Genomic DNA, 23836 nt, shown 5'->3' with positions numbered 1-23836 from the left:
CTTCCTCAGTTCACTTCCACATGGACCGTGATGCGCGCGCCGGGGCGCGCTTCAAGGTGAGCTTCAAGTCGGCTGCGCAATGCGCTGCCGTGGTCACAGATTAGCTGGCGGGCCCTGGCGTCGCGGGCGTCGAAGCGAAGCGCTAGCGTGCCGTCCGAAAGCAGCAGGTGGAGCCGGGTGTGCGGCAGGATGGCCGGGTCGAGTTCGACCACGACCTCCCAGCGCCCGCCCGCGTGCTCCAGCGCGGGGCTGGTGCAGAAGCGGGCGATGCGTTCGGCCAGGTGATCGGCCACCAGCTCGGCCTCGGCGGCGCGGGCGCAGTGGGCGACGAGCCGTGCGCCGATGGCGCGGGTCGAGACGTCGCGCGCGGCGCCGGGCACCCGCGGGCGCGGCGGCGGAGGCAGGGCGCCGACACGGTCCGGCGCATGGCCGTCGCCGCCGTGGCGTTCCTGGCCTGCCTCGTCGCCGTCGTCGCGCGCGCCGTCGTCGCCGGCGGGCGCGCCCCGGTCCGGCCGGTCCAGCGCCTGGCGCGCCTGGTCGAGCAGCTGGCCGAAGCGCGTGCCGGCGGCCGGCGGTTGCGCCACCACGATGCGCAGTTCGCGCGGCGAGCGGATGCGGGTCATCGGTGCCTCCCGTTACAGGCCGAGCTGGCCGACGGGGCGCAGGTCGATGTCGCCCAGTTCCTGGAACGAATACACCTGCAGCCAGTGCAGCCGCTGCGCGATCATGCGGCGGAAATAGCGCCGGATGTCCATCGACGTGACGACCGCGAGATTCGGCGGCGGATTGGCGCCGACGAGGTGTTCCAGCGACGCCAGCAACCGGTCGATCTGCTGCGGTTCCAGCGTCAGGTAATTGCCGGCCGGGGTCTGCTTGATCGCCTGGCGGATGGTCTGCTCGACTTCGACGTCCAGCACGATCGCAGCCAGCTGGCCGCCGCCGGCGGCGCGGTGGGCGATGAAGCGGCCGAGGTCGCCGCGCACGTATTCGGTGAGCAGCAGCAGGTCCTTTTCCTTGGCGCCCCAGTTCACGAGGCTCTCGAGGATGGCGCGCTGGTTGCGGATCGGGACGTGTTCCTCGAGCAGGCGCTTGAGGACCTCGGCGATGCGCAGCACCGGCATGACTTTCTGGACTTCCGCGACGAGGCCCGGATACTCGGTCCCGACCCGGTCGAGGATCCACTGGGTTTCCTGGACGCCGATGAACAGGTGGGCATGCGCCCGCACCGCCGCGCCCACGGCGTCGGCCAGCGCGCGTTCGGGACGCTCGGGCCGGGCCGGCAATTCGGTCGCCGGCTGCGGGACGTCGTGCAGCATGATCTCGTACGCCAGGCCGGCGAGGGCGTCGGCCGTCCACACGGCGGCGCGCGGGAACGGCAGGCCCAGTTCGTCGACCAGCGCGGTGCGGGCGATGTTGAATGCGCGGTTCAGCTCGGCGGTATCGAGGCGCTGCGCGAGCGCGGGGGAGAGGCGCACGGACAGCGGCGCGGAGAATGCCGGCGCCTGCGCGCCGATGGTCGGGGCCTGGCCCTTGGCGCCGTCGGCGCGCAGCGCGGACAGTTCCGGGCCGGCGGCCGGTTCGCGGTCGAGGACCCGCTTGCCCATGATGCGCGCGCCGGCGAACAGCGCGGCCGCGAGCACGAGGAACATCGGCCACGGGAAGCCCGGCACGAGCGCGAAGCCGAGCAGCATGGCCGCCGCGCTGTACAGGGCGCGCGAATTGGTGCCCAGCTGCTTGACGATCTCCGTGCCGAGCGAGCGCGGCTTGCTGTGTTCGTCGGACACCCGGGTGATGAGCACGCCGGCCGCGACGGAAATCAGCAGCGAGGGAATCTGCGACACCATCGCGTCGCCCACCGACAGCACGGCGAAGCGGTCGGCCGCCTCGGCCGCCGACATGCTGTGATAGGTGACGCCGATGACGATGCCGGCCACGATGTTGACCATGGTGATCACCAGCCCGGCGATGGCATCGCCCTTGACGAACTTCATGGCACCGTCCATGCCGCCGTGCAGCTGGCTCTCGATCGACAGCATGGTGCGGCGGCGCTGCGCCTCCTCGGCGGTCAGGTTGCCGGCGCGTACGTCGGCATCGATGCTCATCTGCTTGCCCGGCATCGCGTCCAGCGTGAAGCGGGCGCCGACCTCGGCCACCCGTTCCGACCCCTTGGCGATGACGATGAACTGGACGATGGCGATGATCAGGAACACCACGAGGCCGACGACCAGGTTGCCGCCGACGACCAGCTCGCCGAAGCTTTCGATGATGTGGCCCGCCTCGGCGTGCAGCAGGATCGACTTGGTGGACGCGATGTTCAGCGACAGCCGGAACAGCGTGGTGAACAGCAGCAGCGACGGGAACGAATACAGCGACGTCGCGTTCGGGATGTACAGCGTGACCATCAGCAGCAGCACGCTGATCGTGATGTTGAGCGCCAGCAGGCCGTCGATCAGGACGGTCGGCAGCGGCAGGATCATCAGGGCGATCACCGCGACGATGAGCACGGCGATCGAGACTTCCCCTCCCAGGTCGTTCAGGCGGAATGATTTCATGGGCGTCCTCTTTGTCATGGGTTGGGGCTCGGGGCCCGCATGTCCTCGACCCACGCCAGCACGGCGGCGACCGAATCGAACAGCGGTTCCGGAATGGCATCGTTGACCGCCACGAGGTACAGCGCGCGCGCCAGCGGCGGGTTGCCGACGATCGGCACGCCGAAGCGCATGGCCTGCTCGCGGATCACCCTGGCGTCGCCGTCGACGCCCTTGGCGATCACGCGCGGCAGGCCCGTCTCGCCGGGGTCGTAGCGCAGCGCCACCGCGTAGTGGGTCGGGTTGACGACCACCACGTTGGCGTTGGCCACCGGTTCGTTCGGCGCGGCGTTGGCGAATTCGCGCCCGAGCTTGCGGCGCTCGTTCTTGATGTGCGGGTCGCCCTCGGAATCCTTGTTCTCGCGCTTGACCTCGTCCTTGCTCATCTTGTGGTCGCGCACGAACAGCCAGTGCTGGATGCCGTAGTCGGCCACGCCGACGATCGCGTACAGCACGCCGGCCACGCCGAACACCTTGCACAGCACGCCCCAGGCGACGTCGGCCAGGCCCCCGACCGGCTGGTACACCACCCCGAGCACCAGCGGCACCAGCAGCATGCCAGTGCGGTACAGCACGGCGCCGATCAAGAGGGCCTTGAGCACCGACTTGAGCAGGTCGATCAGGGAACGCAGCGAAAAGATGCGCTTCAGGCCCGACGCCGGGTTGATGGCGTCGAACTTGAGTTCCAGCGGCTTGAACGACGTCTGCAGGCCGACCTGGGCGACCAGCGCGCCCACCGCGGCGAGCGCCGCGACGGCCACGACCGGCAGCACCAGGATCAGCCCGTGGGTGGCCGCGGCGACGAGCGCGTCGGCCACGCGCAGGTCGTTTTGCGCGCGCTTGACGTCGAGTCCGTCGAGCAGCAGCAGGCGCAGTTGTTCTGCCATGCGCCCGCCGGCGAGCGAAAAGCCCAGCCAGGCGCACAGCAGGATCGCGGCGAACGGCAGGTCGGTACTCTTGCTCGTCTCGCCGTCGCGGCGCGCGTCGCGCAGCTTCTTGTCGCTGGGTTGTTCGGTTTTTTCGTCGGACATGGCGTCCCCCCTTCCGATCGGCATTGTCGGCGGCGCGGCGCGGCCGGCCGGCGGCCCGCGCGAAGCGGCGGCGGCGCATGCGAAGTCCGGCGCGGCGAAGCCGGGTCTTCGTTTGGCGCGCGGGGATTTCGGCTCCGGCCCGCGGGAACGGCCGGCCGGCCGGTAAGGTGTCGGTCATGCCGCGCCGTGCGGCCCACCCAACAGGAGCGAACCATGCCCGTGTCCCAATGCAGTAACCGCCTGATAGCGGCGTTGATCGAGGTCTTGATGTTCGGCGCCAAGCATGGCCATCTCGAGCAGTCCGAACGGGTCCTGACCGCCTTGCACATCCTGCGTCCGAATTTCGTCGAGCTGCACGCCTACGACGCCTGGATGCTGATCCGCCGCCACGACTTCGCCGGCGCCCTGCGCTACCTGCGCGACCTCGAACAGCGCCCCCTGCGCGGCGCGTTCGGCCCCTACGTCAGCGCCCTCCTGGCCGTGGCGCTGTACGGGCTGCAGGATCCGTCGTGGCGCTCGTACGCCAACGACGTCATCAACCGCAACGAGGACCAGGATTCCGTCGACATCGTCAATGCGCTGCTGGGCAAGGCCAGCACGCGCCGCGCCGCTGCCGGCGCCGAGGCGCCGGTCGACCTCGCCGAATTGCAGAAGATGATGCAGCAGCGCCACCTGCGTGCCTAGGAGCCCGCCATGACGATCCCCATCCAGCCCCTGCCGCCGATCTCCACCCTGGCGCCGCCGTCCGCGCCGCAGCCGGCAACCCCGGCGGGCCCGCGCGCGCAGCCCGCCAGCGAACTGGTCGACCTGTTCCGCAGCAAGCTGGACGCCGCGCGCCTGGCGCCCCCGGAGGCGTCGCGCGCGCACGGCCCGTCGGCGATGACCGAGGCCGTCACGCGCCAGGACCAGGCCTTCGCCGAATTCGGCGGGCGGGTCGACCGGTTCGCCGCCGAGGCGCCCTTCATGTCGCAGCAGGAACTCGTTGGCGCCACCACGAAGATCCAGTTCGAGGCGGCGCAGATGGCGTGCAAGATGTACGGCGGCCAGATGGTGGCGCAAGGCGTCAAGACGTCGGTGCAGACTTTGATGAAGAACCAGTGATATGGCCACCCATGTGAAAGTGCTGAAGGCCGGCGTGCTGGCCTGCGCCATGGCCTTGCTGCTGAGCGGTTGCAGCAAGCAGCTGTTCGCGCACCTGCCCGAGCGCGACGCCAACGAAATGCTGGCGGTGCTGCTCGACGCCCAGGTCGACGCCTCGAAGCAGTCCGACGACGGCGGCAAGACCTGGAACGTGGAGATCGACGGCGACCAGTTCGCCCGCGCGATGGACGTGCTGCGCGCGCACGGGCTGCCGCACCAGCGCTTCCAGAACCTGGGCGACATGTTCAAGAAGGACGGCCTGATCTCCACGCCCACCGAGGAACGCGTGCGCTTCATCTACGGCGTGTCGCAGCAGCTGTCGGAGGTCCTGTCGCGCATCGACGGCGTGGCCTATGCCAGCGTGCAGATCGTCCTGCCGAACAACGATCCGCTGGCCGCCACGGTCAAGCCGTCGTCGGCGGCGGTCTTCATCCAGTACCTGCCGGGCACGGACGTGGCCACGCTCACGCCCAACCTGAAGAACCTGGTGGTGCACGCGGTCGAGGGGCTCACCTACGACAACGTCAGCGTCACGATGGTGCAGGGCATGGCGGCGCCGGAGGCCTTGCGCGAGTCGAACCAGGGCTCCGCGGCCTGGCGCTGGGGTGGCGCCGCGCTCGGCCTGCTTGCGCTGGCCGCCGCGCTGGCGCTGCTGGCGCGCCGCTTCGGCATCTCGCTCAAGGGGGCCGTCCAGCGCGTGCTCAAGCGTTCCGGGACCCACGCCGTATGAACGCCGTGCCGCTGCCGCCGGAACGCCTGGCCGGCTGGCTGGCCGCCTACGAGCGGCGGGTGGCGGCGCTGGCGGCCGCGCTGGGCGAACGCGCCTGCCGCCGCCTGGGCGTGCCTGTGCCGCCCGGCGCGGAACGCCCCTGGTATGGCGCGCGCGCCGACTGGCTGGGTGCCCCGGCGCCCCTGAGCAGCTTCGGTCCGCACGCCAACCGCCTGGCCCTGCTCGACGAGGACGCGTTGCGGCGCGTGCTGTCCGCCTTGCGCCTGTATCCCGCGCGCGGCGCGCTGCGGCGCATCGTATCCGGCGCGCAGCGGCGGCTGCTCGCCGGCGCGGTCGGCGAACAGGCTTTCGACACGCTGGTGCGGCTCGGCCTGCAGGCGCCCGGCGCCGGCGCGGCGCCGCCCGACGGGGCCGATGCGCTGGCCGCCGGCGGCCACGCGATGCTCGTCGCGGACGGGGCGTTGACCCTGGACGTCGCGGCGCGGCTGGTTGCCTTGACCCTGCAGGGCGCGGCGGACGCGCGCCCCGCCACAACCGGCGCGAGCACGCCTTTCCTGGCGGACGCCGCGCTGATTTTTCCGGAGTTCACATGGTTATTTGGTTGAGATCGCCGCGTGGCGGGATCGGTGTTGGACAGGATGTCCTGCGTGCCGGCGACATGGCCGGCCTGGTCGCCCTCGACGGCGCCGCCGAGCAGTGCCGCCGACAGGTGGAAGAACTGATCGCCGCCGCCGAAGAGGAAGCCGAGGCGCTCCGGCAAGCCGCGCGCGCCGAGGCCGTGCGGATGATGGAGGCGGCGCGTGCCGAGTACGACACGGCGGAGCAGCGCGGCTACGAGGCCGGACGGGCGCGCGCGCTGGAAGCGGCGCAGGAAACCATGCTGCGCGGCGCGGAGGACGGGCATGATGCGCTGCTGGCGCTGCGCGACCGCATCGCCGACGTCGTGCTGCGCACGGTCGCGCGCGCGCTGGGCGACGCCGACAGCGAGGCCCTGTTCGCGCGCATCGGCGCCGACCTGTCGCGCCACCTCGACGATGCCTCGTACCTGTCGGTCCGCGTGGCGCCGGAAGACGTCGCCGCCGCGACCCGGGCGTTCGGCGCCGTGTGCGCGGCGCACCGCTGGCAGCTGAACCCGGCGGTGACCGCCGATCCCGACGCGGAAGCGGGCAGCTGCGTGTGCGAATGGGACCATGGCATCGTGACCGGCGGCCTGCCGCTGCTGCTGGACGCGCTCGAACGGGCCATCGGCGCGCTCAGGGCCGGCGGCGCGGCGCTCGACGTGGACGCCGCCGAGGTGGGCGAGGAAGAGGAAGACGAGGAAGAGGACGAAGAAGACGAAGAAGACGAAGCTGCGTACGGCGGCGCCGATTGGGACACGCCATGAACGACGCCATCGCCTTCCTCGACGCGCTGGGCGGCGCGCTCGATAACGCCGCGGCGGTCGTCCGGCACGGCAAAGTGGTCGAAGCCGTCGGCACGCTGCTGAAGGTCGGCGGCATCGACGTCATGCTGGGCGAACTGTGCGAACTGCGCGACGCGCACGGCACCCTGCTGCAGCGCGCCGAGGTGGTCGGTTTCACGCGCCAGTTCGCGCTGCTCGCGCCGTTCGGCGACGTGACCGGCCTGTCGCGCGCGACCCGCGTGGTCGGCCTGGGCCGCCCGCTGTCGGTGCCGGTGGGCGAAGCGCTCCTGGGGCGCGTGCTCGACGGGCTCGGCCAGCCGATCGACGGTACGCCGCTGCCGCCGGACGCGCTGCTGCGCCCCGTGATGGCCGCCGCGCCCGATCCGCTGACGCGGCGCATGGTCGACACGCCGCTGGATACCGGCGTGCGCGTCATCGACGGCCTGCTGACGGTCGGCGAAGGCCAGCGCTTCGGCATCTTCGCGCCGGCCGGTGTCGGCAAGAGCACCCTGCTCGGCATGCTGGCGCGCGGCGCGGCCTGCGACGTCAACGTGATCGTCCTGATCGGCGAACGGGGCCGCGAGGTGCGCGAATTCATCGAACTGATCCTGGGCGAGGACGGCATGGCGCGCAGCGTGGTCGTGTGCGCCACGTCCGACCGCTCCGCCATCGAGCGCGCCAAGGCGGCGCACGTCGGCACCGCCATCGCCGAGTACTTCCGCGACTGCGGGCTGCGCGTGTTGCTGATGATGGATTCGCTGACCCGCTTCGCCCGCGCGCAGCGCGAAATCGGCCTGGCGGCCGGCGAGCCGCCCACCCGGCGCGGCTTTCCGCCGTCGGTCTTCGCCGAACTGCCGCGCCTGCTCGAGCGGGCCGGCATGGGGCCGGACGGTTCCATTACCGCCTTTTATACGGTGCTGGCCGAGGACGAGGAGGGCAACGACCCCGTCAGCGAGGAAGTGCGCGGCATCCTCGACGGGCACATGGTGTTGTCGCGCAAGGTGGCGGCGCGCAACCGCTATCCGGCCATCGACGTGCTGCACAGCCTGAGCCGGGTCATGACCCTGGTCGCCACGCCCGAGCACTGCGCCGGCGCCGGGCACGTGCGCAAGCTGCTGGCGAAGTACGACGACGTCGAGCTGCTGCTGCAGATGGGGGAATACCAGCAGGGCACGGACCCGCTGACCGACGAGGCGATCGCGCAGCACGACCCGCTCGACGACTTCCTCAACCAGCGCACCGACGACTTCGCGGACGGCGCGGACACCCACGAATTCGTCGCCGGGTTCGCACCGCAATGAGCGCGGCGGCCATCGGCAAGTGGCGGGCGATCGTCGCCGCCAAGACCCGGCGCCGCGAGCGCATCGAGGAAGAAGCCGCGCGCGACCGGCGCGCGCTGGCCGAGCGCGAGGCCGCCCGCGACGCGGCGCGGCGCGAGGTGGAGCAGGCCCAGGCGCGCTGCGGCGACCACGCCGACGGCATGGCCGCGCGCTTCCGCGGTGCCGCCGCGCTGTCGGTGCCCGACTACGTGCGCCACGAAAACTGGCGCGTGGCGCTCAAGGACGCGCTCGACGCGGCCCGCAAGGAAGAGCAGAAGGCGGCCGGCGCCGTGGAGCGCCACCAGGAAAGGGTGCGCGCCGCGGAAGCCCGGCTGGCGCGCGCCGGCGCGGCGCTCGACCGGTGCCGGGCCAGGCTGGACGAGGTGCGCCGCGCCGCTGCCCACGCCGCCGAACTGGCCGCCGACGAGGAAGCGGTGGACAACCTGCTGGCCCGACGTTATGCGAGCAAACGATGACCTACGATACCCACGCCTGGCTCCGTGCCCTGATGGACTGGTACGGCGCCTACCACACGCTGATCGTGCTGGTGCTGCTCACCGGCATCCGCATCATGGTGGCCTTCATCGTGCTGCCGGCCACCGGCGACAGCGCGTTGCCGGGCACCGTGCGCAACGGCGTCGTCTACGTGCTCACCTTCTTCGTCGCGTCCGGGCAGTCGCCGCAGGCGTTCGAGACGGCCGGCAGCGCGATGCTGATCGTACTGGCCTGCAAGGAGGCCTTCCTTGGCCTGGCGTTCGGCTTCGCGGCCGCGCCGGTGTTCTGGATCGCGCAAAGCGTCGGCACGCTGATCGACGACATGGCCGGGTTCAACAACATCCAGATGACCGATCCGCTGCGCGGCGAACAGAGCACCCCGGTCTCGAACCTGCTGCTGCAACTGGTGACGACGCTGTTCTATGTCGGCGGCGGCATGAGCTTCCTGCTCGGCGCGCTGTTCCAGTCGTATCAATGGTGGCCGCCGCAGGTGATGCTGCCCACGCTGGCCAGTACGGCCGAAGCGTTCCTGATCGGCCGCACCGACACCGTGTGGACCGCGCTCGCCAAGCTGGGCACGCCGGTGATGCTCGTACTGGTGCTGGTCGACGTCGGCCTCGGCATCATGGCCCGCTCGGCCGACAAGCTCGAGCCGAACGCACTGAGCCAGCCGTTGCGCGGCATGATCGGCATGGTCATGCTGATCGCGCTGGTGGCCGTGTTCGCGTCGCAGGTCGTGGGCGACGTGCTGCTGGGCGATCTCGGCTCCCAGCTGGCGAAGGGCATGCTCGGCGCGCCGGGGCCGTAGGGTGGGCACCCCGTGCCCACGCGCGACGTAAGCGCGACGATGGCGTTGGCGTTGGCGTTGGCGTTGGCTCGGCCTCGTATGAACCGAGAGTTGAGGTTTGTTGTGATTTGCGCTGCGGTTTGTTGAGATTTGTCGAGGCGTATCGCGCTTACCATGATCTTGTCGCCGGGATAACCCGGCCGCAAACAGATCAACCGGGAGGTGCACCATGTTTTCGACCATTTATTTCGCTCTGTGTTCCGGACTTGCGCAACGCGGCACCTTGCCCGGCTATGCGGCCGCCATCCTCGACGGCGCCGCCGAGCGCGCCTACTGCACCGTCGATGAGGTACTCGACAGCGCGGCGCGCAAGCTGGGCGAAGTCGACGTCGCGCGCCTGGTGGCGGCGGGCGACGCATCGCTGCTGCTCGGTTACGACGAAGACGCCGAGGACCTGTACCGGCGCGCGCAGAAATTCACTGTCAACGACAACGACCGCCTGCGCATCATGTCGTGCCGGAACACGGGCTGGCAGCTGATGATGCGCGACCGCTATGCGACGACGGCGAAATGCTTCGCCCGCATCGTGCAGGACGGCGCCGCCACGGCGGGCGAGCGCATCGAGGCCCTGATCGGCGTCGCGCTCGTGCAGCATCAACTGGGCCTGCAGCGCGACGCCGACAATGCCTTGCTGGAGGCCGCCACGCTGGCCGATGGCCACGCGGAGCCGGGCTGGCGCATCGTGATCGGGCTGCTGGCGCGCGAGTTCGACGTCCAGCTGCGCATCCGCACCTCCACCACCTTGAACGACCACGCCTTCTGGAGCTCGGCGCAGCTGGTCCAGACGTACGCCGGCAACCAGCGCGCCGACGTCACGCGCAGGCTCGCCGCCACCACGGCCATCCTGGCGCCGCTGCCCGCCCTGATCACGCAGCGCAACGATTATCTCGAGCGCCTGGCCGCGCTGGCCGACGGCGACCGCCTGGCCGCCGCGCCGCTGATCGCCATCGCGCACCACGGCCACAATTTCCGCAGCGGCATCCAGGGCCTGCTGACCAAGATCGATATCGCGCTGGCGGCGTTCGCCGGCGGCCTCGACGACGTGGCCGAGGCCGTGATGGGTAAACTCAACCGCACCGAAACGGAGCTTGGCACGCGCCGCTGCAACTTCGACTACCTGTATTGCGTGGCACGGATCGCCGCGCGCCAGGGCAATCCGGTCCAGGCGCTGAAGCTCTACGCCAATTACACGGCCGAGGCGCTGCGTTGCCTGCGCAGCGAGGCGCCCGAATCCGGCGCGATCCATCCGCAGCCCGGCCGTGCGCTGGCCGTCGACGACCTGTCCGCCCGCCTGCCGGCGAAATACCGGCGCGCCTACCGCCACATCGTCGAGAACCTCGAGCGCGCCGACCTGAGCACGCGCGAAGTCGCCGCCCAGATCGGCGTGACGGAACGTGCGCTGCAGATGACCTTCAAGAGCTCGATCGGCATGACGCCGGGCGGCTTGATCCGCAAGCTGCGGCTGGAGGGCATCCGCGACGAATTGCTCAGCGACGCACGGGTCAACGGCTCGATCGTCGATACCGCCAGCCGCTGGGGCGTGAAGAGCCGCTCCGTACTGGCCAAGGGATACCGGCGCCAGTTCCACGAGTCGCCGTCCGAGACCATCTACGGTTGAGGTGCCGCCGTCATGAGCCCATCGACTCCCGCACGCCGGCGCCGGCCCTCGCGGCTCGCCATGTTCCTGGCGGTCGCCGCCGCCGTCGCGGCCATGACCGCGTCCGCTCCCGCCCACGCCGAGCGCATTCCGTGGCAGGGCAACCGTTTCGAATACGTCGCCGACCGCAAGGACCTCAAGGACGTGCTGCGCGATTTCGGCGCCAGCCAGCACGTGATGACCTGGATCTCGCCGCAGGTCGAGGGCAACGTCACTGGCCGCTTCAACAGCGCGCCACAGCAATTCCTCGACAAGATGGTCGCGTCGTTCGGCGTGCTCTGGTACTACGACGGGGCGGTGCTGCGCATCTACGGCGCCAACGAGGCGCGCAGCGCCACGCTGGGCCTGCAGCATGCGAGCACCGCCGACCTGCGCCAGGCGCTGGCCCGGCTGCAGATCGACGACCCGCGCTTCCCGGTGCGCTACGACGACGTGTCGCGCACGGCCGTCGTGTCGGGGCCGCCGCACCTGGTCGACCTGGTCAGCGACGTCGCGCGCCTGATCGACCATGTCCAGGTCTCGGGCGATACCGTGGTCGTGAAGCGTTTCCCGTTGCGCTACGCGTCGGCCACCGACAAGACCATCACGATCAACGGACGCAGCGTGAGCGTGCGCGGCGTCGCTGGCCTGTTGCGCGGCCTGTACGGGCAGCAGACCCCTGGCACCGGCGCCGAACCGGCACCGGTGCGGCGCGACACCTACCGGCTGCCGAGCATGCGCGAAACCCAGGACGACGCGGCTGCGCGCCTGCCGAGTAACCGGGTGCCGCCGCTGCCCGCGCTGTCCGGACTCGGCGCCATGACGCCGCCCGGCGCGCCCGCCGCCGCTCCCTCCGGCGTTGCTCCCGGTCTGCCGCCCGGGGCGCCGCCGCTCGCGCGAGCGCAGGAGGAGGAACGCGCGCCGGCCGCCCAGGCCGGGCCGTCGATCGAAGCGGACCCGCGTGGCAACGCCATCCTGGTGCGCGACCGGGCCGGGAACATGGCCGCCTACGCCAGCCTGATCGAGTCGCTCGACATGCGTCCAGGCGTGCTCGAGATCGACGCGACCATCATCGAAATCACCGACAACGCCCTGAACGAACTGGGCATCGACTGGCGCCTGCACTCGGGCCACCTCGACCTCCAGACCGGCAACGGCCAGCTGCCGCAGGCGGCCAATCCCGACTCGCTCAACCCCGCCGGCTTCGGCGTCGTTCCGGTATCGGGCGCCTTGCCGGCCACGCCCCAGGGCGCCGTGCTGACGACGGTGATCGGCAACGCCGGCCGCTACCTGCTCAACCGCATCAGCGCCCTGCAGCAGAAGGACCAGGCGCGCGTGACCGCCAGCCCGCGCGTCGAGACGCTCGACAATGTCGAAGCGCTGATGGACAGCAAGAAGACGTTCTACGTGCAGGTGGCCGGCTACCAGTCCGCCGACCTGTACAGCGTGTCCGCCGGTGTGTCCCTGCGCGTGCTGCCGTCGATTATCACGGCGCCCGGCGGGGCCCAGCAGATCCGCATGGACGTGCACATCGAGGACGGCAAGCTCACCACCCAGCAGGTGGGGCAGCTGCCGGTGGTGAGCAACAGCACCATCGACACGCAGGCCCTGATCACCGAAGGCGAGAGCCTGCTGATCGCGGGCTATTCCGTCACCCAGGACGACAATACCGAAACGGCGGTGCCGGGCCTCTCGCGGCTGCCCGTGATCGGCGACATGTTCCGCTATCGCAAGCACGAAGGGCAGCACTATCAACGCATGTTCCTGCTGACCCCGCGGGTGCTGTCGCCGGCCATCGGGGGCATCGGCGCGACGGAAAGCGCGCGCCAGGCCGTGTTGCCGGCCCCCGTCAAGAAGCCGCGCCTGGCCTGCCGCTTGAAGCGCGCAGCCGTGCCCGCGGCCGCGCCCTGACACGCTGCCGGCCAAACGAAAACGGCGCCCTCGCGGGCGCCGTTTTCATGTCGGCCGCAGGCTTTTACACCCGCTTGACGTTGCGGGTGAACGCATCGCTCTTCGTCGGCAGGACGAAGATCCTGGGCGACTTGTCGCTGCCCTTGTCGTCGTCCTTGCCGTCTTTTTCGTCCTTCTTGTCCTTCTTGTCCGCTTTCTTGTCGTCCTTGTGCCCGGTCTTGTGCTCGCCTTTCGGCGGCTTCGACGGCTCCGTCGACACGCGACTCGTCGTGTGGCCGCCTTTCTTGCCGCGTCCGCCCGGGACGAGGGACGCCGCCGTCAGCACCGCGGCACCGCCGAAGATCGCGTCGCTGGCGGTGCCGTTCGCCAGCGCGGTCGCGCCCGCGTTCGTGCCGGTTTCCACCGCCGACTTGACCACCTTGCCCACACTGCCATGCATCAGGCCGGCAATCGCGCCGTTGATCTTGTCGTTGCCGATGTGCAGGGCCGACAGGGTCGAGGCCGCGATCGTGGTGCCCATGCCTTCCGGGGTCAGGTCGGCGGCCAGGTTGAGGGCATCCTCGCCGACGTGGCCGAGTTCGCCCATCATGCCCTTGAGGTCGCCGTGGGCCAGGTCCTTGACGGCGCTGAGCGAGTGTTCGACGATGCCCTCGGCCGAATTGACCAGGTCCTTCAGGCCGGCGTCGGTGCCCTTGTTGATCGCATCCTTGACGGTCTCCAATCCTTTTTCGACATCCTCGACGAGATGGTCGAAGCCTTTGCCGAGGTGGAGGTCGCCGAGCGTCTTGAGGGCCATGTCGGCGGTGCCGGTGGCCGCGTCCGCCGCCGTCTTTTCCAGGTCCGAGCCGAGCTTGGCCAGGTCCTGCAGCGCCAGTTTCATGTTGCCCTCCATGAGCGCTTCGGTCAGGTCGAGCGCATCCTTCAACACGTTCAGGACGTCGTGCGCCAGTTTCTTCGCGAGGTGCTCGACGCCGTGGGCGACCGCGCCGGCGGCCTTCTCGATATCGTGGCCGAGATGCTGGAACGCGTGTTTCATCTTTGTAAATATACTGCTCATGCTGTGCTCCTCGATGCGCAGGCGCGCGTTGGGTTACGGGAGAATGAAAAGGTCTGGCCGCGCAGAATCGCGAACGCGATCCTCCTGGACCATAGCGTAAGAGAATGGTCCTTCCCGGCCGGGGCGGGATGCGAAGACGTGCGGTTGGCGCCGAAGTCCGGCCGGCGCTTCGTCGAACGGCCCGTCGACCATGCCGGCTGTCTGCGTTCGTCGGGGACGAGCCGCGCGCCAGGGAACGCGGCCGCGGCAGCGACGCGGGGCGTGGATGCGGACGGCGCGTCCACGGTTTGACCGCCGGCTCAGACGCCGCCGTTGCGGCGTCGGCGCGGCAGGAACCGGTTGGGCAGCCCGGTCAGCAGGTTGGTCATCCGGCCCGCAAAGTACGAATGACGGTTCGCGCGCGCGAACGGGTCCGCGTAGACCGGGTTCGGATTGTGGTTGAGGTAGTAGAGCGGCTGCTGGGGCGCATGCGTTTGCGACGTGTGATTGAGGACGAACTGCGGCTGCGGCTGCGGCGGTGTGGCCGGCGCGGGTTCGGCCGCTGGTGCCGGCGCGGGCTGCGTCATGTGACTGAGGACGAACAGCGGCTGCTGCGGCGTGGCCGGTGCAGGTTCGGCCGTTGGTGCCGGCGCGGGCTGCGTCATGTGACTGAGGACGTACGCCGGCGCCGGCGGCGCCTGTTCGCGCCGCATGCGTTCCGAGAACGCCGCGAGCTTCGCGCCCAGGTCGGCGCGCGCGTGGCCGCGGTTCACCGACCCGGTCGAATAGGGCTGCGGCGCGCGCGCCTGCAGTTCCGGCGCCACCGGGCCACCGGGGGCGGGACGCGTGGCGCGGGCGGGCGGGGGGGGCCGGTGCCGGGGACGACGGGCCCGGGTCGTTCACCGGTCGAAAATAATCCGTGATGCGGGTTTGTGGCATGGGGACCCCAGGTGGTTGGTCGGTACGTCCAGCTTGGGGCGCCGCGTGCGCGGGGTGCGGCGGGGAAGCGATCCGGCCGCGCCGCCAGCGAAGTTTCGCATTCCCGCCGCCGCGCTTCGCATCGACGCGGCCGGCCGCCCGCCGGCGGGGCTATCGTGGCGCCACTGCCGACCAGCGCGGCCCACCCGAGAAAGCGAGAAACCCCATGAGCGCAGCGACCGACCCCCGCGTGCAATCCCTCATCGAGACGATCGACACCTGCCTGGCGCAGGCCGAACGCCTGCCCGGCGCGGCGGCGCACGACGCGATATTCGACAGCGTGCCGGCCCTCAAGGCGCGCATCGTCGACACGCTGGCCGGCGATGCGCAGGCGGAGGCGCAGGCCCTGGCCCACCTGGCCGCCATGTTCGAGCGCTTCAAGCAGCGCCGTCCGGTCGCGCGGCTGCCGTATTCGCCGCTCCTCGACGGGCGCTACCCGTTCCGCGACGCGGGGCACCGGCCCATCCACATCGTCGCCGTGGCGGACGGGCCGGACCGGTTCGGCGCGTGCGAGGACCCGCGCCGCGAGGCGGTGCTGCCGTTCCTCGATCCCGACGCGGGCGCGGCGGCGCTGGCCGCCGCCTACCACGACCGCCTGGTCTGCCGCGCCATCGCCGGCGCCGACCTGGCCGATCCGCGCGAGCGCGTGCTCGTGGGGCAGCTCGGCGTGTTCGCCGCGCGCGACCTGCGCAGCGGCGAATGCCTGGGCGTGTACGGCGGCCAGCTGCTGACGCCGGCCATGTACTTCGCGTGCGCCGACGACGCGTTCATCCTGTCCGCCGTGTCGGGCGGGAACTTTGCATTCGTCGACGGCGAGAACATCCTCGCGATGGCCAACACCCGGCTCGCCTACGATGCCGCCGGCCTGCCGGTGGCCCAGGCGGGGGACGGCTACAACATGACGGTGGCGCGCTTCCACGTCATTGCCGAAGGCGGCCGCCGCTTTTCGATCGGCGCGTTCTTCGCCGCCGGCGACGTCGCGGCGGACACGGAACTGCGCTGGAACTACGGCCACCCGGCCGAGACCATCGCCGCCGTGTACCGACCCATGTACGTCGCCGGCTAGCAATGCCCCACGCATTCAGCCTTGTCCGCGACTTGCTGGACGAACTCGTGTCCCTGGTGAATTCCGAGCAGAGTTTTTCGGACATTCACCTGGAGCAGGACATGCCCATGATGATCAAGACGCCGCGCGGCTGGCGCCAGGCCGGCGCCGAACCGGTCACGCTCGAAGACATGGTCCCGGTGCTGGGCGCGATCGACGAGGACTGGAAGAACAGGATCGCCGACCGCGCCATCGACCGGCCGTTCGCGCTGACCGACTACCGGCTGCGCTGCAACGTCTACCGGTCCGCCGGCGGCGCCAGGGTCACGGTGTCGATCCGGCGCCTCCCGCGGCACCCCATCCCGCTGGCGCAGACCGGGCTGCCGCCCCACGTCCGGGTGATGGTCGAGGCGACGCGCGGCGTCATCATGGTCACCGGCCCCACCGGCTCGGGCAAGTCGACGACGATCGCGTCGATGCTGGACCACATCAATGCCACGCGCAGCGCCCACATCGTCACCATCGAGGAACCGATCGAATACCAGCTGCAGCGCAAGCAGTCGATCATTTCGCATAAAGAAGTGCCGACCGACACGGCGACCTTTTCGTCGGGCCTGCGCGAAGCGTTGCGCCAGAAGCCGGACGTGCTCATGGTCGGGGAGATCCGCGATTCGGACACGGCCGAGACGGTCCTGCATGCCGGCGAATCGGGCCATCTGGTGCTTGCGACGATGCACACCAACAGCGCGGTCGGCGCGCTCAGCAGGCTGCTCGCCTTCTTCCCGGCCGAGCAGCGCGACCAGCGCGCCGCCGGCCTGGCACGCTCGCTGGTCGGCGTGATTTTCCAGAGCCTGGTGCCGAGCGAGCAGGGCGACGCCGTCGTGCTGGCCCACGAAATCCTCTTCAATCACAACCAGCAGCTGGCGCGCTTCATCGCCGATCCCGACAAGGTGCACCAGATCGAGGACGTCCTGCGGCGCCGCGAAGACACCATGTCGCGCAGCCTGAACGACGTGCTGGCGCAACTCGTGGCGCAGAAGACGGTCGCGGCGCGGGACGCCATGCGCGCGGCCTACAACCGTCTCGAGCTGCACGACATGCTGGGCGGCATGCGCTAGCCGAGTCCGGCCTCCGCCTGCGCCAGCGCGACGCGGTTGCGGCCCGCGTGCTTGGCGTCGTACAGGGCCGTGTCGGCCAGGCGGAACAGGCCGGCGGGATCGGCGCCGCCGCCGGCGGCGTCCAGGTCCGCCACGCCGGCGGAAAAGGTGGCGTGGAATATCGTCTCGTCGGCCTTGAGGGACAGGGTGCCGAACAGTTCGCGGATGCCGTCGAGCACGCGGGCCGCCGCCGCTGCGGTCGTCCCCGGCATGATCACGGCGAACTCCTCGCCGCCGTAACGGCCGATCAGGTCGCCGTGGCGCAGGCGCTGCTGCAGCATGTGGGCGATCGCGCGGATGACCTGGTCGCCCACCGGGTGGCCATAGGTGTCGTTGATCTTTTTGAAGTAATCCAGGTCGACCAGGGCGAGCGCCAGCGGGCTGCCGTCGCGTTTGCCGCGCGCCATTTCGCGCAGCAGTTGTTCCTTGATGGCGACGTGGTTGTACAGGCCGGTCATGCCGTCGCGCATGATCAGGTCGCGCAGCGCGCGCGAACGCTCGACGCGCAGCATGACCGCGAGCGCCAGGTCCGCCCGCGCGCAGGGGGGCGCCAGGAAGTCGTCCACGCCGGCCGCCACGGCGCGCCGCCGCGCGGCGGGATCGCCGTCGTCCGACAGCACCAGCACGGGCAGGTCGAGGAAGCCGGGGTCCTGGCGGATCAGCATGGCCAGGTCGATGCCGCTGCAGGCGGGCGTGTCGACGTCGATCACGATGGCGTCCGGATGATGCCGGCTGAGCGTGGCGACCAGGTCGAGCGGCTTGTGCAGGCGCAGCGCTTCCATCCCGGCCTGCGCGAGCGCCCCTTCGATGCCGTCGAGGCGGGCCGCATCGCTGGCGACGACCAGCACCCGGCAGGGCGGCCGGTCCAGGCGCTGCACCAGCGCCTCGATCCGTGCCTTCAGTTCGTCGATCTCCAGCGGCTTGGCAAGGAAGCCATCCACGCCGGCGCGGGCCACGGCGAGCCGCGTCTCGAACTTGTTCAGCGGGGCCAGCCACAGGATCGGCACCGGCACCGCGCACTGCGCGCGGATGGCCGCCGCGCAGGCCGGATCGCTGAACCGGCCGCCGCGGCCGGCCGGGTCGACGACGATGCAGCACAGGCCTTGCTGCGCGGCGAGCTGGTCGATCCGCGTCGCGACCGCCACGTCGAAGCCTGCCGCGCGCAGCTGCAGCGCGGTGTCGCGGGCGAGGAGGGCGTTGTCGCCGAGCAGGCAGATGCGCCTGGCCGGCTTCGGCGCAAGCGCCGGTGCGTCGGAAAGATGCGTCATGGAAGCTCGGCCGGTGGAGCCGGGCGCTCGGCGCGCAGCACGCTCAACTGGTGCGGATGCGCGACCTCCGACACTTGCTGGCCGGTCACCATGAAGTTCGGTCCGACCGCACGCGACTGGCCGGTGATTTCCAGCGAATAGAAAAAGCGCTTGTCCCAGCTCCGGTCCGATTCGAGCAGGGCGCTGATCTGCGCATTGCGCATGGCGATCTGCGCCGCCTGGTCCTGGCTCGGCTGCGCGTGCGGCGCCACCAGCGCGTCGCGCAGTTCGCGCAGCACGTTGACCTGGCGGGCCGCATCCGGGCGCAGCCATACACGCTCGGCGAACACCTGGTTGCCCGCCGTCGCATCGCCCTCCACGCGGGCCAGGTACATGTCGATCGGCTCGGCCGGATCGGGCGCGTCGGGCGGCTGGTTGGGGTAGACCGCATCCCAGCCGGCGCGGCGGCTGTCGACGTAGCGCTTCATGTCCTTCATGCTGGTAAAGGTCGTGTCGCGGTAGGTCAGGGCCGGATCGATGTGGCCGTCCTCCTCGGCGATGCGCCATACCGAGCCGGTTTCCGACTGCAGGATCGTGGTGCCGAAGCCGATCACCGACGCGCTCGGCAGCGACATCGAGGCGACATGCCCGGTCTCCCCGGAAAAGTCGCCCAGCGGCGGGGCGGCGGCGACCAGGGTGGCCGCGACGCCGACCTGGCGCGCGCTCGCGCTGCTGGCATATTCGGCGCGCAGCGGTCCTGGTGTTTCCTGCCGGCGCACCCGCGTCGACCAGGTCTTGGTGGCGCCGGCCTGGAGATTCGGCCCCACCTTGTAGCCGTTATGCTGGAAGCGCGGGCCCGCGGAAGCGCCGATCGAACTCGATACCGAGCTGGCGCGCGACTCGAGCCAGTTGAGCGACACGTCGGGGTCCTTGTAGAACGTATGCGACAGCGCATCCCACATGGCGTTGACGTCGGTCGGCAAGCCACCGCCCGGTCCGCTTGCGGTGGCGGCATCGACCACCGACAGCAGCTTTGCACGCCACGGATCGGGATGGCCGGCCGGCGCCGGGCCGATCGGCTGGAAGCGGCAGCGCACCATCACCCCTTTCGGGCTGGAGGCGTCGACCATGAGCGGCAGCGCCTGCAGCGTGCCGCTGGCGACGAGACGCTTGCCCAGCAGGGTGACGCCGGCGGTGGCGCTGGCGCCCAGGTGGCCCGAGACCCGCCGGTCGCTGCCGATGAACAATTGGCCGTGGTTGGCCGACGAGCCGCCGTTGATCATCGCCATGCGGCCGTGCATCAGCTTGACGTCCGGACCCGCCAGCACGAAGGGAACGAACGGGATGTGCTTGATCACCGGGAGGTTGAGCATTTCCGCCACGTTGAAGTTGATGCCGTACTGGCCGCCGTTGGTCAGCCGCACGTCATACGTCATGCGCGGCTCGGTGATCACGCGCTTGAAGTTCTGGAGCACGGTCTGCGGGGTGGAGGCGTCGAGCGGCACTTCGCCGTTGTGCTCCAGCGTGGCCAGCTGGTCGGCACCGGCGTGCAGGGCGGCGGCTTCGTCGGGCGCGGCGCCATCGGCGACGTCCGGCGCGCACTGCCCGATCCACCGGCGCAGGGTGGCCACGTCGAGCTGCGCGCCGCCGCGCGGGCGCAGCACGGAGCGGGTCCCCTTGAGCTCCCGATAGGCGGGACTGAGTTTGACTTCGCTCACGCTGACGCCGGCCAGTTCGGCGGCGCGCGCGGCGATGGCCTTGCGCATGGCGGGCGTGACGGTCGTCTTGTCGCGCCAGCCCTTGTGCGCGGTGCGCGTGTACCACTGCTCGAGCGCGGCGCCCTTGAGCGCGGCGCTGATGCGTCCGTCGAGCGGGGCGGTGCCGCGCGCCTGCGCCCGTTCGGTCAACACGTCGCCCAGGTCCTGGATCACCTTGGCCTTGAGGAAGTCGTCCTCCGGCTGGCGCAGGCTGGCCCCGCCGGTCCCCATGGACAGGGCCGACATGGGCGACTTGTTGAAGCCGAATGCGCGCCGCAGGGCGCCCAGCATGCCGGGATTGCTGGCGCGCCGTGCATAGCGCGACAACTTGAACATGCGCGCCTGGGCCCGCGCCAGCGGGGTGCCCGGGCCTTCTTCCGTGAAGCCGCAGCGCCACGAGAAATAAGCGTTCTTGAGATGGCGTTCGGGTTCGGCTTCCGGGGTGGCCGCCAGTTGATGCGCAGCGAGGAAGGCCTTGGCCGCCAGGCTGACGTTGCCCTTCATCGGCGCCGGCGGCGCCTGCGACGGCGTGCCGTGCGGCCGGTCGTGCGGGGCCAGCGCCGCCACGGCAATCGCGCTGACCTCGGCCAGGCTGGCCGGGCGCGGCGCGCCCTCGGGCAAGGCATCGATCAGGGTGTTGGCGGCCGTGAAGGCCAGGCGCTGGGCGTCGTTGCGCATGGCTGCGTCGAGCGCGGTATCGGCGGGCCGCGGGCGGTCCAGCGCGCACAAGGCGTTCAAGGTCGAATGGCCGAGCGCCGTGGCGGCCAGCCGGCGCGCCAGCTCGAACGCGCCATCCTCGACGGCCAGCGGCGCGGGAGCGGCCACCAGTCCGTCCAGCGCGGCGCGCGCGGCGGCGGCGTCGTTGCCGAAGGCCTGGGACATGCGCCGCAGCACCAGCTCCTGGCGCCCGGCCGCTTCGGCCGCCACATCGGCGCCGGCGTGCGCCGGCGCCGCCAGGTAGAGGCGCAGGTCGGCTGCGATCCGGGCCGGCAGCACATGGCTGTCGCCCACGCCGGCGCGATTGAACAGGGCAGCGGCCACGGCCTCGGTGCCGCCCGGTTCGACGATGGGCATGTCCGGCGCCACCCGCGCCGGACCGGTCTGGGCGGCGCCGCCGACGGTCTGGGCGACGTTGCGCCCGTGGCGCAGGGCGACCGCCTGCGTGGTGGCGCGCGGGTCCGGCTTGTGCGCTTCGTCGGGCGCGAGGCCGAGCTTGGCGCGCGCTGTCATGGGGCGCGCCTTGGTGACACTGCCGAGCACGGAGCTCGACGTGGTCATCGGGCGCGGGGCGAGCTTGCGCTTCATGGCCGCGATCCAGCCGTCGTTGCGGCGGCTGGGCGAGGGTCGGGTCGGCTCGGGGCGCGTGGGCTGCACCGGCGTGTCGTTCGGGTGGGCGATCTCGTGAATGTCGGATGAGCTGGCGCCGGAAAGTCGGGTCGGGGTTGGCATGAGCGTCTCTGGAAAGTGGGCGGCGCGTGCACGGGGCAGGCTGCCGAGGCAGGCCAAGTATGGGGCGGCGCCGCGCGCGGGCGGCGGGCGCGCGGCGAACTCCCGTGTCCGCCAGCGAAGCGCCGCGCGAGCCTGGCCGGCGCTTCGCTTGCGGTGGCCCCGCTTCGCTGGCGGCGCCGCGCGCACGCCAGTGCCTGATTAAGCTTTCCTCGCGCCGCACAGCCGTTGTGCGGCTCTTATTTAAGGAAACCAAATGACACGCGTTAACGAAGCACACTCGCATTCGTCCCTGCCGACACTGGACCCGGCAGGAAACCAGCCATCCACCTCGCGTCCTCCGCGCGCCTCGCGCAGCAAGGGCGGCTCGGCGCTGGCCGCGCCGGGCGCCCCGGGCACCTCGGCGCCGAAATCCTCCGCGGGTGCGGGCAACCGGGTCCGGATCGCCACGACCCGCATTTTCGACGACCTGAGCGCATCGGTGAAGGTGGCCGAGCTGCCGGCGCAGGCCGAGGGCGCGCACCCGGGCTCCCCGCGCAAGTCGGCCGAGCTGGTCGGCGTCGTGACCACCACGCTCGAGAAGATGAAGCAGGGCGACGTGCAATCCCGCCTGCCCGGCGCGCATGCCGACAGGCTCACGACCGGCCACTGGATGTCGGATTCGCACTTCCACCCCACCAACTACACCCAGCAAGGCATGGTGCCGCGCCAGATGCTCGAGATGATGGACCAGGTGGGCATCCACCGCTCCGTGATGTCGCCGATTCCGACCGACGTCATGCCGTGCGGCGACCACGGCGATCACAACCACATCCCGGCCGAGTCGTACTATGTGCCGGCGCAGTTCGCCAACATCAAGCCGCAGGAATTGACGGCCGAGGTCGAGCAGACCATCAAGGGCAGCGCGCACCTGATGCTGAACCAGCAGGTCGATGCGGACACCGCGCTGTTCATGAATATTTCCAGGCTGAGCCACGCGGAGCGCGACCGGCTCGATCCGATGGTCACCGGCCTGCACCTGGGTTCGCCGTTGAGCCCGCAGGCGCTGCTGTTCAAACTGGCCACGCATCCGGGCATGTTCACCGGCGTGGGCGAGGTGACGATTCACAAGGAACTGGTGCAGAGCCAGTATGAAGGCGCGCGCCAGGCGAACCTGACCGACAACGTGCAATCGTTCAAGAACCTGGTGGCGACGGCCGGCGTGGTCGGCATGCCGGTGGTGCTGCACTGCGACGTCGACTCGACCGCCAACCAGCGCGCCAACGGCGTTGGCCAGCCGGAGCATCTGGACAATCTGAAACAGCTGTTCGCCTCGCCCGAAACGCGCGATACGACCATCATCTGGGCGCACTGCGGCGGGGTCGGACGCTTCGTCCAGAAGCCGGTCGACCATGCCAACAACCTGCGCGCTATCCTGTCGAACCCGGAAATGAAGCACATCAACATCGACATTTCGTGGTCGCGCGTGGCGCGCCAGATCGTGCTCAAGACCGACGCCGAGGGCAAGGAAGTGCCGGATCACGAATCGGTGCAGGCCTGGGCGCAGTTGATCAACGATCATCCCGACCGCTTCCTGTTCGGCTCGGACGCGCTCAATCCGCAGGAAAAGGCGACCTGGGAAGAGACCGGGGTTCTCTACCAGCCCCTGCTGGACAAGTTGACGCCCGAGGCGCGGATCGCCGTCAAGACCGGGAACTACGAGCGCCTGCTGGTCGATGCGCGCCCGAAGGTGCGCGCGTTCGAGCAGCACGTGCTCACGCCGGAATTCGTCGAGCAGCGCCTGCGCGCGTCGGGCGACAGCCGTGTCAATGCCGGGCCCCACATCGATCCGGGCGCCTTGCGCGCGGCACGCGACGCGGCGTACGCCGGCGCGGGCGTGGACGTGAACGGGAAACGGCTTGCCGCCGCGCCGCGTCCGAAGGAGACGCCGGCCCAGGTCAAGGCGCATCTGGAGAAGATCAAGGCCCAGCAGGATGCGCGGGTGGCGGCGCTGACCGCCACCGATAAGAAATCGCGGCCGTCCCGTCTGCGCCGGATGTTCGGCGCCACGTAAGCACGTCGCCGCCGTTGC

20 protein-coding genes are annotated in these 23836 nt (G+C 70.5%); 13 read left to right on the top strand and 7 right to left on the bottom strand.

The features are described from left to right. Positions 1 to 5: 5 nt before the first annotated feature. The 3 genes from sctP to sctU are packed head-to-tail and all read right to left on the bottom strand — an operon-like array spanning position 6 to position 3619. The gene (sctP, locus tag ASC93_RS03190) at positions 6 to 623 is read right to left on the bottom strand and encodes a type III secretion system protein SctP (protein ID WP_056436742.1); all 618 of its coding nucleotides are present in this window, start codon (positions 621 to 623) and stop codon (positions 6 to 8) included. A gap of 12 nt (positions 624 to 635) precedes the next feature. Next, a complete protein-coding gene (locus tag ASC93_RS03185; protein WP_056436739.1) occupies positions 636 to 2552 on the bottom strand; it encodes an FHIPEP family type III secretion protein in 1917 nt (638 codons plus the stop codon). A 14-nt stretch (positions 2553 to 2566) separates the two neighbouring features. Then, complete coding sequence (gene sctU, locus ASC93_RS03180; RefSeq protein WP_056436736.1) at positions 2567 to 3619, bottom strand: type III secretion system export apparatus subunit SctU; 1053 nt, start codon at positions 3617 to 3619, stop codon at positions 2567 to 2569. 213 nt (positions 3620 to 3832) lie between these two features. On the opposite strand from sctU, the gene ASC93_RS03175 reads away from it, so the two are divergent. From ASC93_RS03175 to sctC, 10 genes are all read left to right on the top strand, one after another. Then, entirely contained in the window at positions 3833 to 4303 is a 471-nt protein-coding gene (locus ASC93_RS03175; protein ID WP_082547723.1) for an HrpB1 family type III secretion system apparatus protein, read from the top strand. Between the two features lie 9 nt (positions 4304 to 4312). Further along, positions 4313 to 4720 (top strand): hypothetical protein, encoded by a 408-nt coding sequence (locus ASC93_RS03170; protein WP_056436730.1) that lies wholly within the window; start codon positions 4313 to 4315, stop codon positions 4718 to 4720. A gap of 1 nt (position 4721) precedes the next feature. Continuing rightward, positions 4722 to 5489 carry a type III secretion system inner membrane ring lipoprotein SctJ gene (gene sctJ / locus ASC93_RS03165; protein WP_056436727.1) on the top strand — a complete coding sequence of 256 codons (768 nt, stop codon included), beginning with the start codon at positions 4722 to 4724 and terminating at the stop codon, positions 5487 to 5489. Then, on the top strand, positions 5486 to 6094 hold the full coding sequence (locus ASC93_RS03160; protein ID WP_056436724.1) for a type III secretion protein HrpB4: 609 nt from the start codon (positions 5486 to 5488) through the stop codon (positions 6092 to 6094). The genes sctJ and ASC93_RS03160 overlap by 4 nt, the downstream gene beginning before the upstream one ends. After that, positions 6091 to 6873: a type III secretion system stator protein SctL gene (gene sctL, locus ASC93_RS03155; protein WP_162251786.1), complete on the top strand. Its 783-nt coding sequence runs from the start codon at positions 6091 to 6093 to the stop codon at positions 6871 to 6873. Before ASC93_RS03160 ends, sctL begins: the two co-directional genes overlap by 4 nt. After that, the gene (gene sctN, locus ASC93_RS03150) at positions 6870 to 8192 is read left to right on the top strand and encodes a type III secretion system ATPase SctN (protein ID WP_082547721.1); all 1323 of its coding nucleotides are present in this window, start codon (positions 6870 to 6872) and stop codon (positions 8190 to 8192) included. The genes sctL and sctN overlap by 4 nt, the downstream gene beginning before the upstream one ends. Next, positions 8189 to 8686 carry a hypothetical protein gene (locus ASC93_RS03145; protein WP_056436718.1) on the top strand — a complete coding sequence of 166 codons (498 nt, stop codon included), beginning with the start codon at positions 8189 to 8191 and terminating at the stop codon, positions 8684 to 8686. The genes sctN and ASC93_RS03145 overlap by 4 nt, the downstream gene beginning before the upstream one ends. Continuing rightward, positions 8683 to 9513, top strand: coding sequence for a type III secretion system export apparatus subunit SctT (gene sctT / locus ASC93_RS03140; protein ID WP_056436715.1), 831 nt, complete (start codon positions 8683 to 8685; stop codon positions 9511 to 9513). The genes ASC93_RS03145 and sctT overlap by 4 nt, the downstream gene beginning before the upstream one ends. Positions 9514 to 9721: 208 nt before the next feature. After that, positions 9722 to 11170, top strand: a complete 1449-nt coding sequence (locus ASC93_RS03135; RefSeq protein ID WP_082547720.1) for a helix-turn-helix transcriptional regulator — start codon at positions 9722 to 9724, stop codon at positions 11168 to 11170. Positions 11171 to 11182: 12 nt separating this feature from the next. Then, entirely contained in the window at positions 11183 to 13099 is a 1917-nt protein-coding gene (sctC, locus tag ASC93_RS03130) for a type III secretion system outer membrane ring subunit SctC (RefSeq protein ID WP_229412583.1), read from the top strand. Positions 13100 to 13163: 64 nt separating this feature from the next. On the opposite strand, the gene ASC93_RS03125 is transcribed toward sctC, so the two are convergent. Next, positions 13164 to 14156, bottom strand: a complete 993-nt coding sequence (locus tag ASC93_RS03125; RefSeq protein ID WP_157201718.1) for a hypothetical protein — start codon at positions 14154 to 14156, stop codon at positions 13164 to 13166. Positions 14157 to 14455: 299 nt separating this feature from the next. After that, positions 14456 to 14959 carry a hypothetical protein gene (locus ASC93_RS03120; RefSeq protein ID WP_056436705.1) on the bottom strand — a complete coding sequence of 168 codons (504 nt, stop codon included), beginning with the start codon at positions 14957 to 14959 and terminating at the stop codon, positions 14456 to 14458. A 320-nt stretch (positions 14960 to 15279) separates the two neighbouring features. Here ASC93_RS03120 and ASC93_RS03115 point away from each other — a divergent pair, with 320 nt between their 5' ends. Both ASC93_RS03115 and ASC93_RS03110 read left to right on the top strand, forming a co-directional pair. Further along, the gene (locus tag ASC93_RS03115; RefSeq protein ID WP_056436702.1) at positions 15280 to 16179 is read left to right on the top strand and encodes a hypothetical protein; all 900 of its coding nucleotides are present in this window, start codon (positions 15280 to 15282) and stop codon (positions 16177 to 16179) included. A gap of 2 nt (positions 16180 to 16181) precedes the next feature. Continuing rightward, positions 16182 to 17276: a type IV pilus twitching motility protein PilT gene (locus ASC93_RS03110; RefSeq protein ID WP_056436699.1), complete on the top strand. Its 1095-nt coding sequence runs from the start codon at positions 16182 to 16184 to the stop codon at positions 17274 to 17276. On the opposite strand, the gene ASC93_RS03105 is transcribed toward ASC93_RS03110, so the two are convergent. Both ASC93_RS03105 and ASC93_RS31275 read right to left on the bottom strand, forming a co-directional pair. Beyond that, positions 17273 to 18583 carry a diguanylate cyclase gene (locus tag ASC93_RS03105; RefSeq protein WP_056436696.1) on the bottom strand — a complete coding sequence of 437 codons (1311 nt, stop codon included), beginning with the start codon at positions 18581 to 18583 and terminating at the stop codon, positions 17273 to 17275. The two genes, ASC93_RS03110 and ASC93_RS03105, sit on opposite strands and share 4 nt — an antisense overlap. Continuing rightward, positions 18580 to 21768 carry a hypothetical protein gene (locus tag ASC93_RS31275; RefSeq protein WP_162251785.1) on the bottom strand — a complete coding sequence of 1063 codons (3189 nt, stop codon included), beginning with the start codon at positions 21766 to 21768 and terminating at the stop codon, positions 18580 to 18582. Before ASC93_RS31275 ends, ASC93_RS03105 begins: the two co-directional genes overlap by 4 nt. Before the next feature lie 253 nt (positions 21769 to 22021). On the opposite strand from ASC93_RS31275, the gene ASC93_RS03095 reads away from it, so the two are divergent. Continuing rightward, complete coding sequence (locus tag ASC93_RS03095) at positions 22022 to 23818, top strand: hypothetical protein (protein WP_056436690.1); 1797 nt, start codon at positions 22022 to 22024, stop codon at positions 23816 to 23818. Positions 23819 to 23836: the final 18 nt, after the last annotated feature.

The organism is Massilia sp. Root335 (genome assembly GCF_001425685.1).
Classification (GTDB): domain Bacteria; phylum Pseudomonadota; class Gammaproteobacteria; order Burkholderiales; family Burkholderiaceae_D; genus Telluria; species Telluria luteola.
The sequence above is the reverse complement of the archived record's forward strand: the minus strand, read 5'-3'. Positions and strand labels throughout refer to the sequence as shown.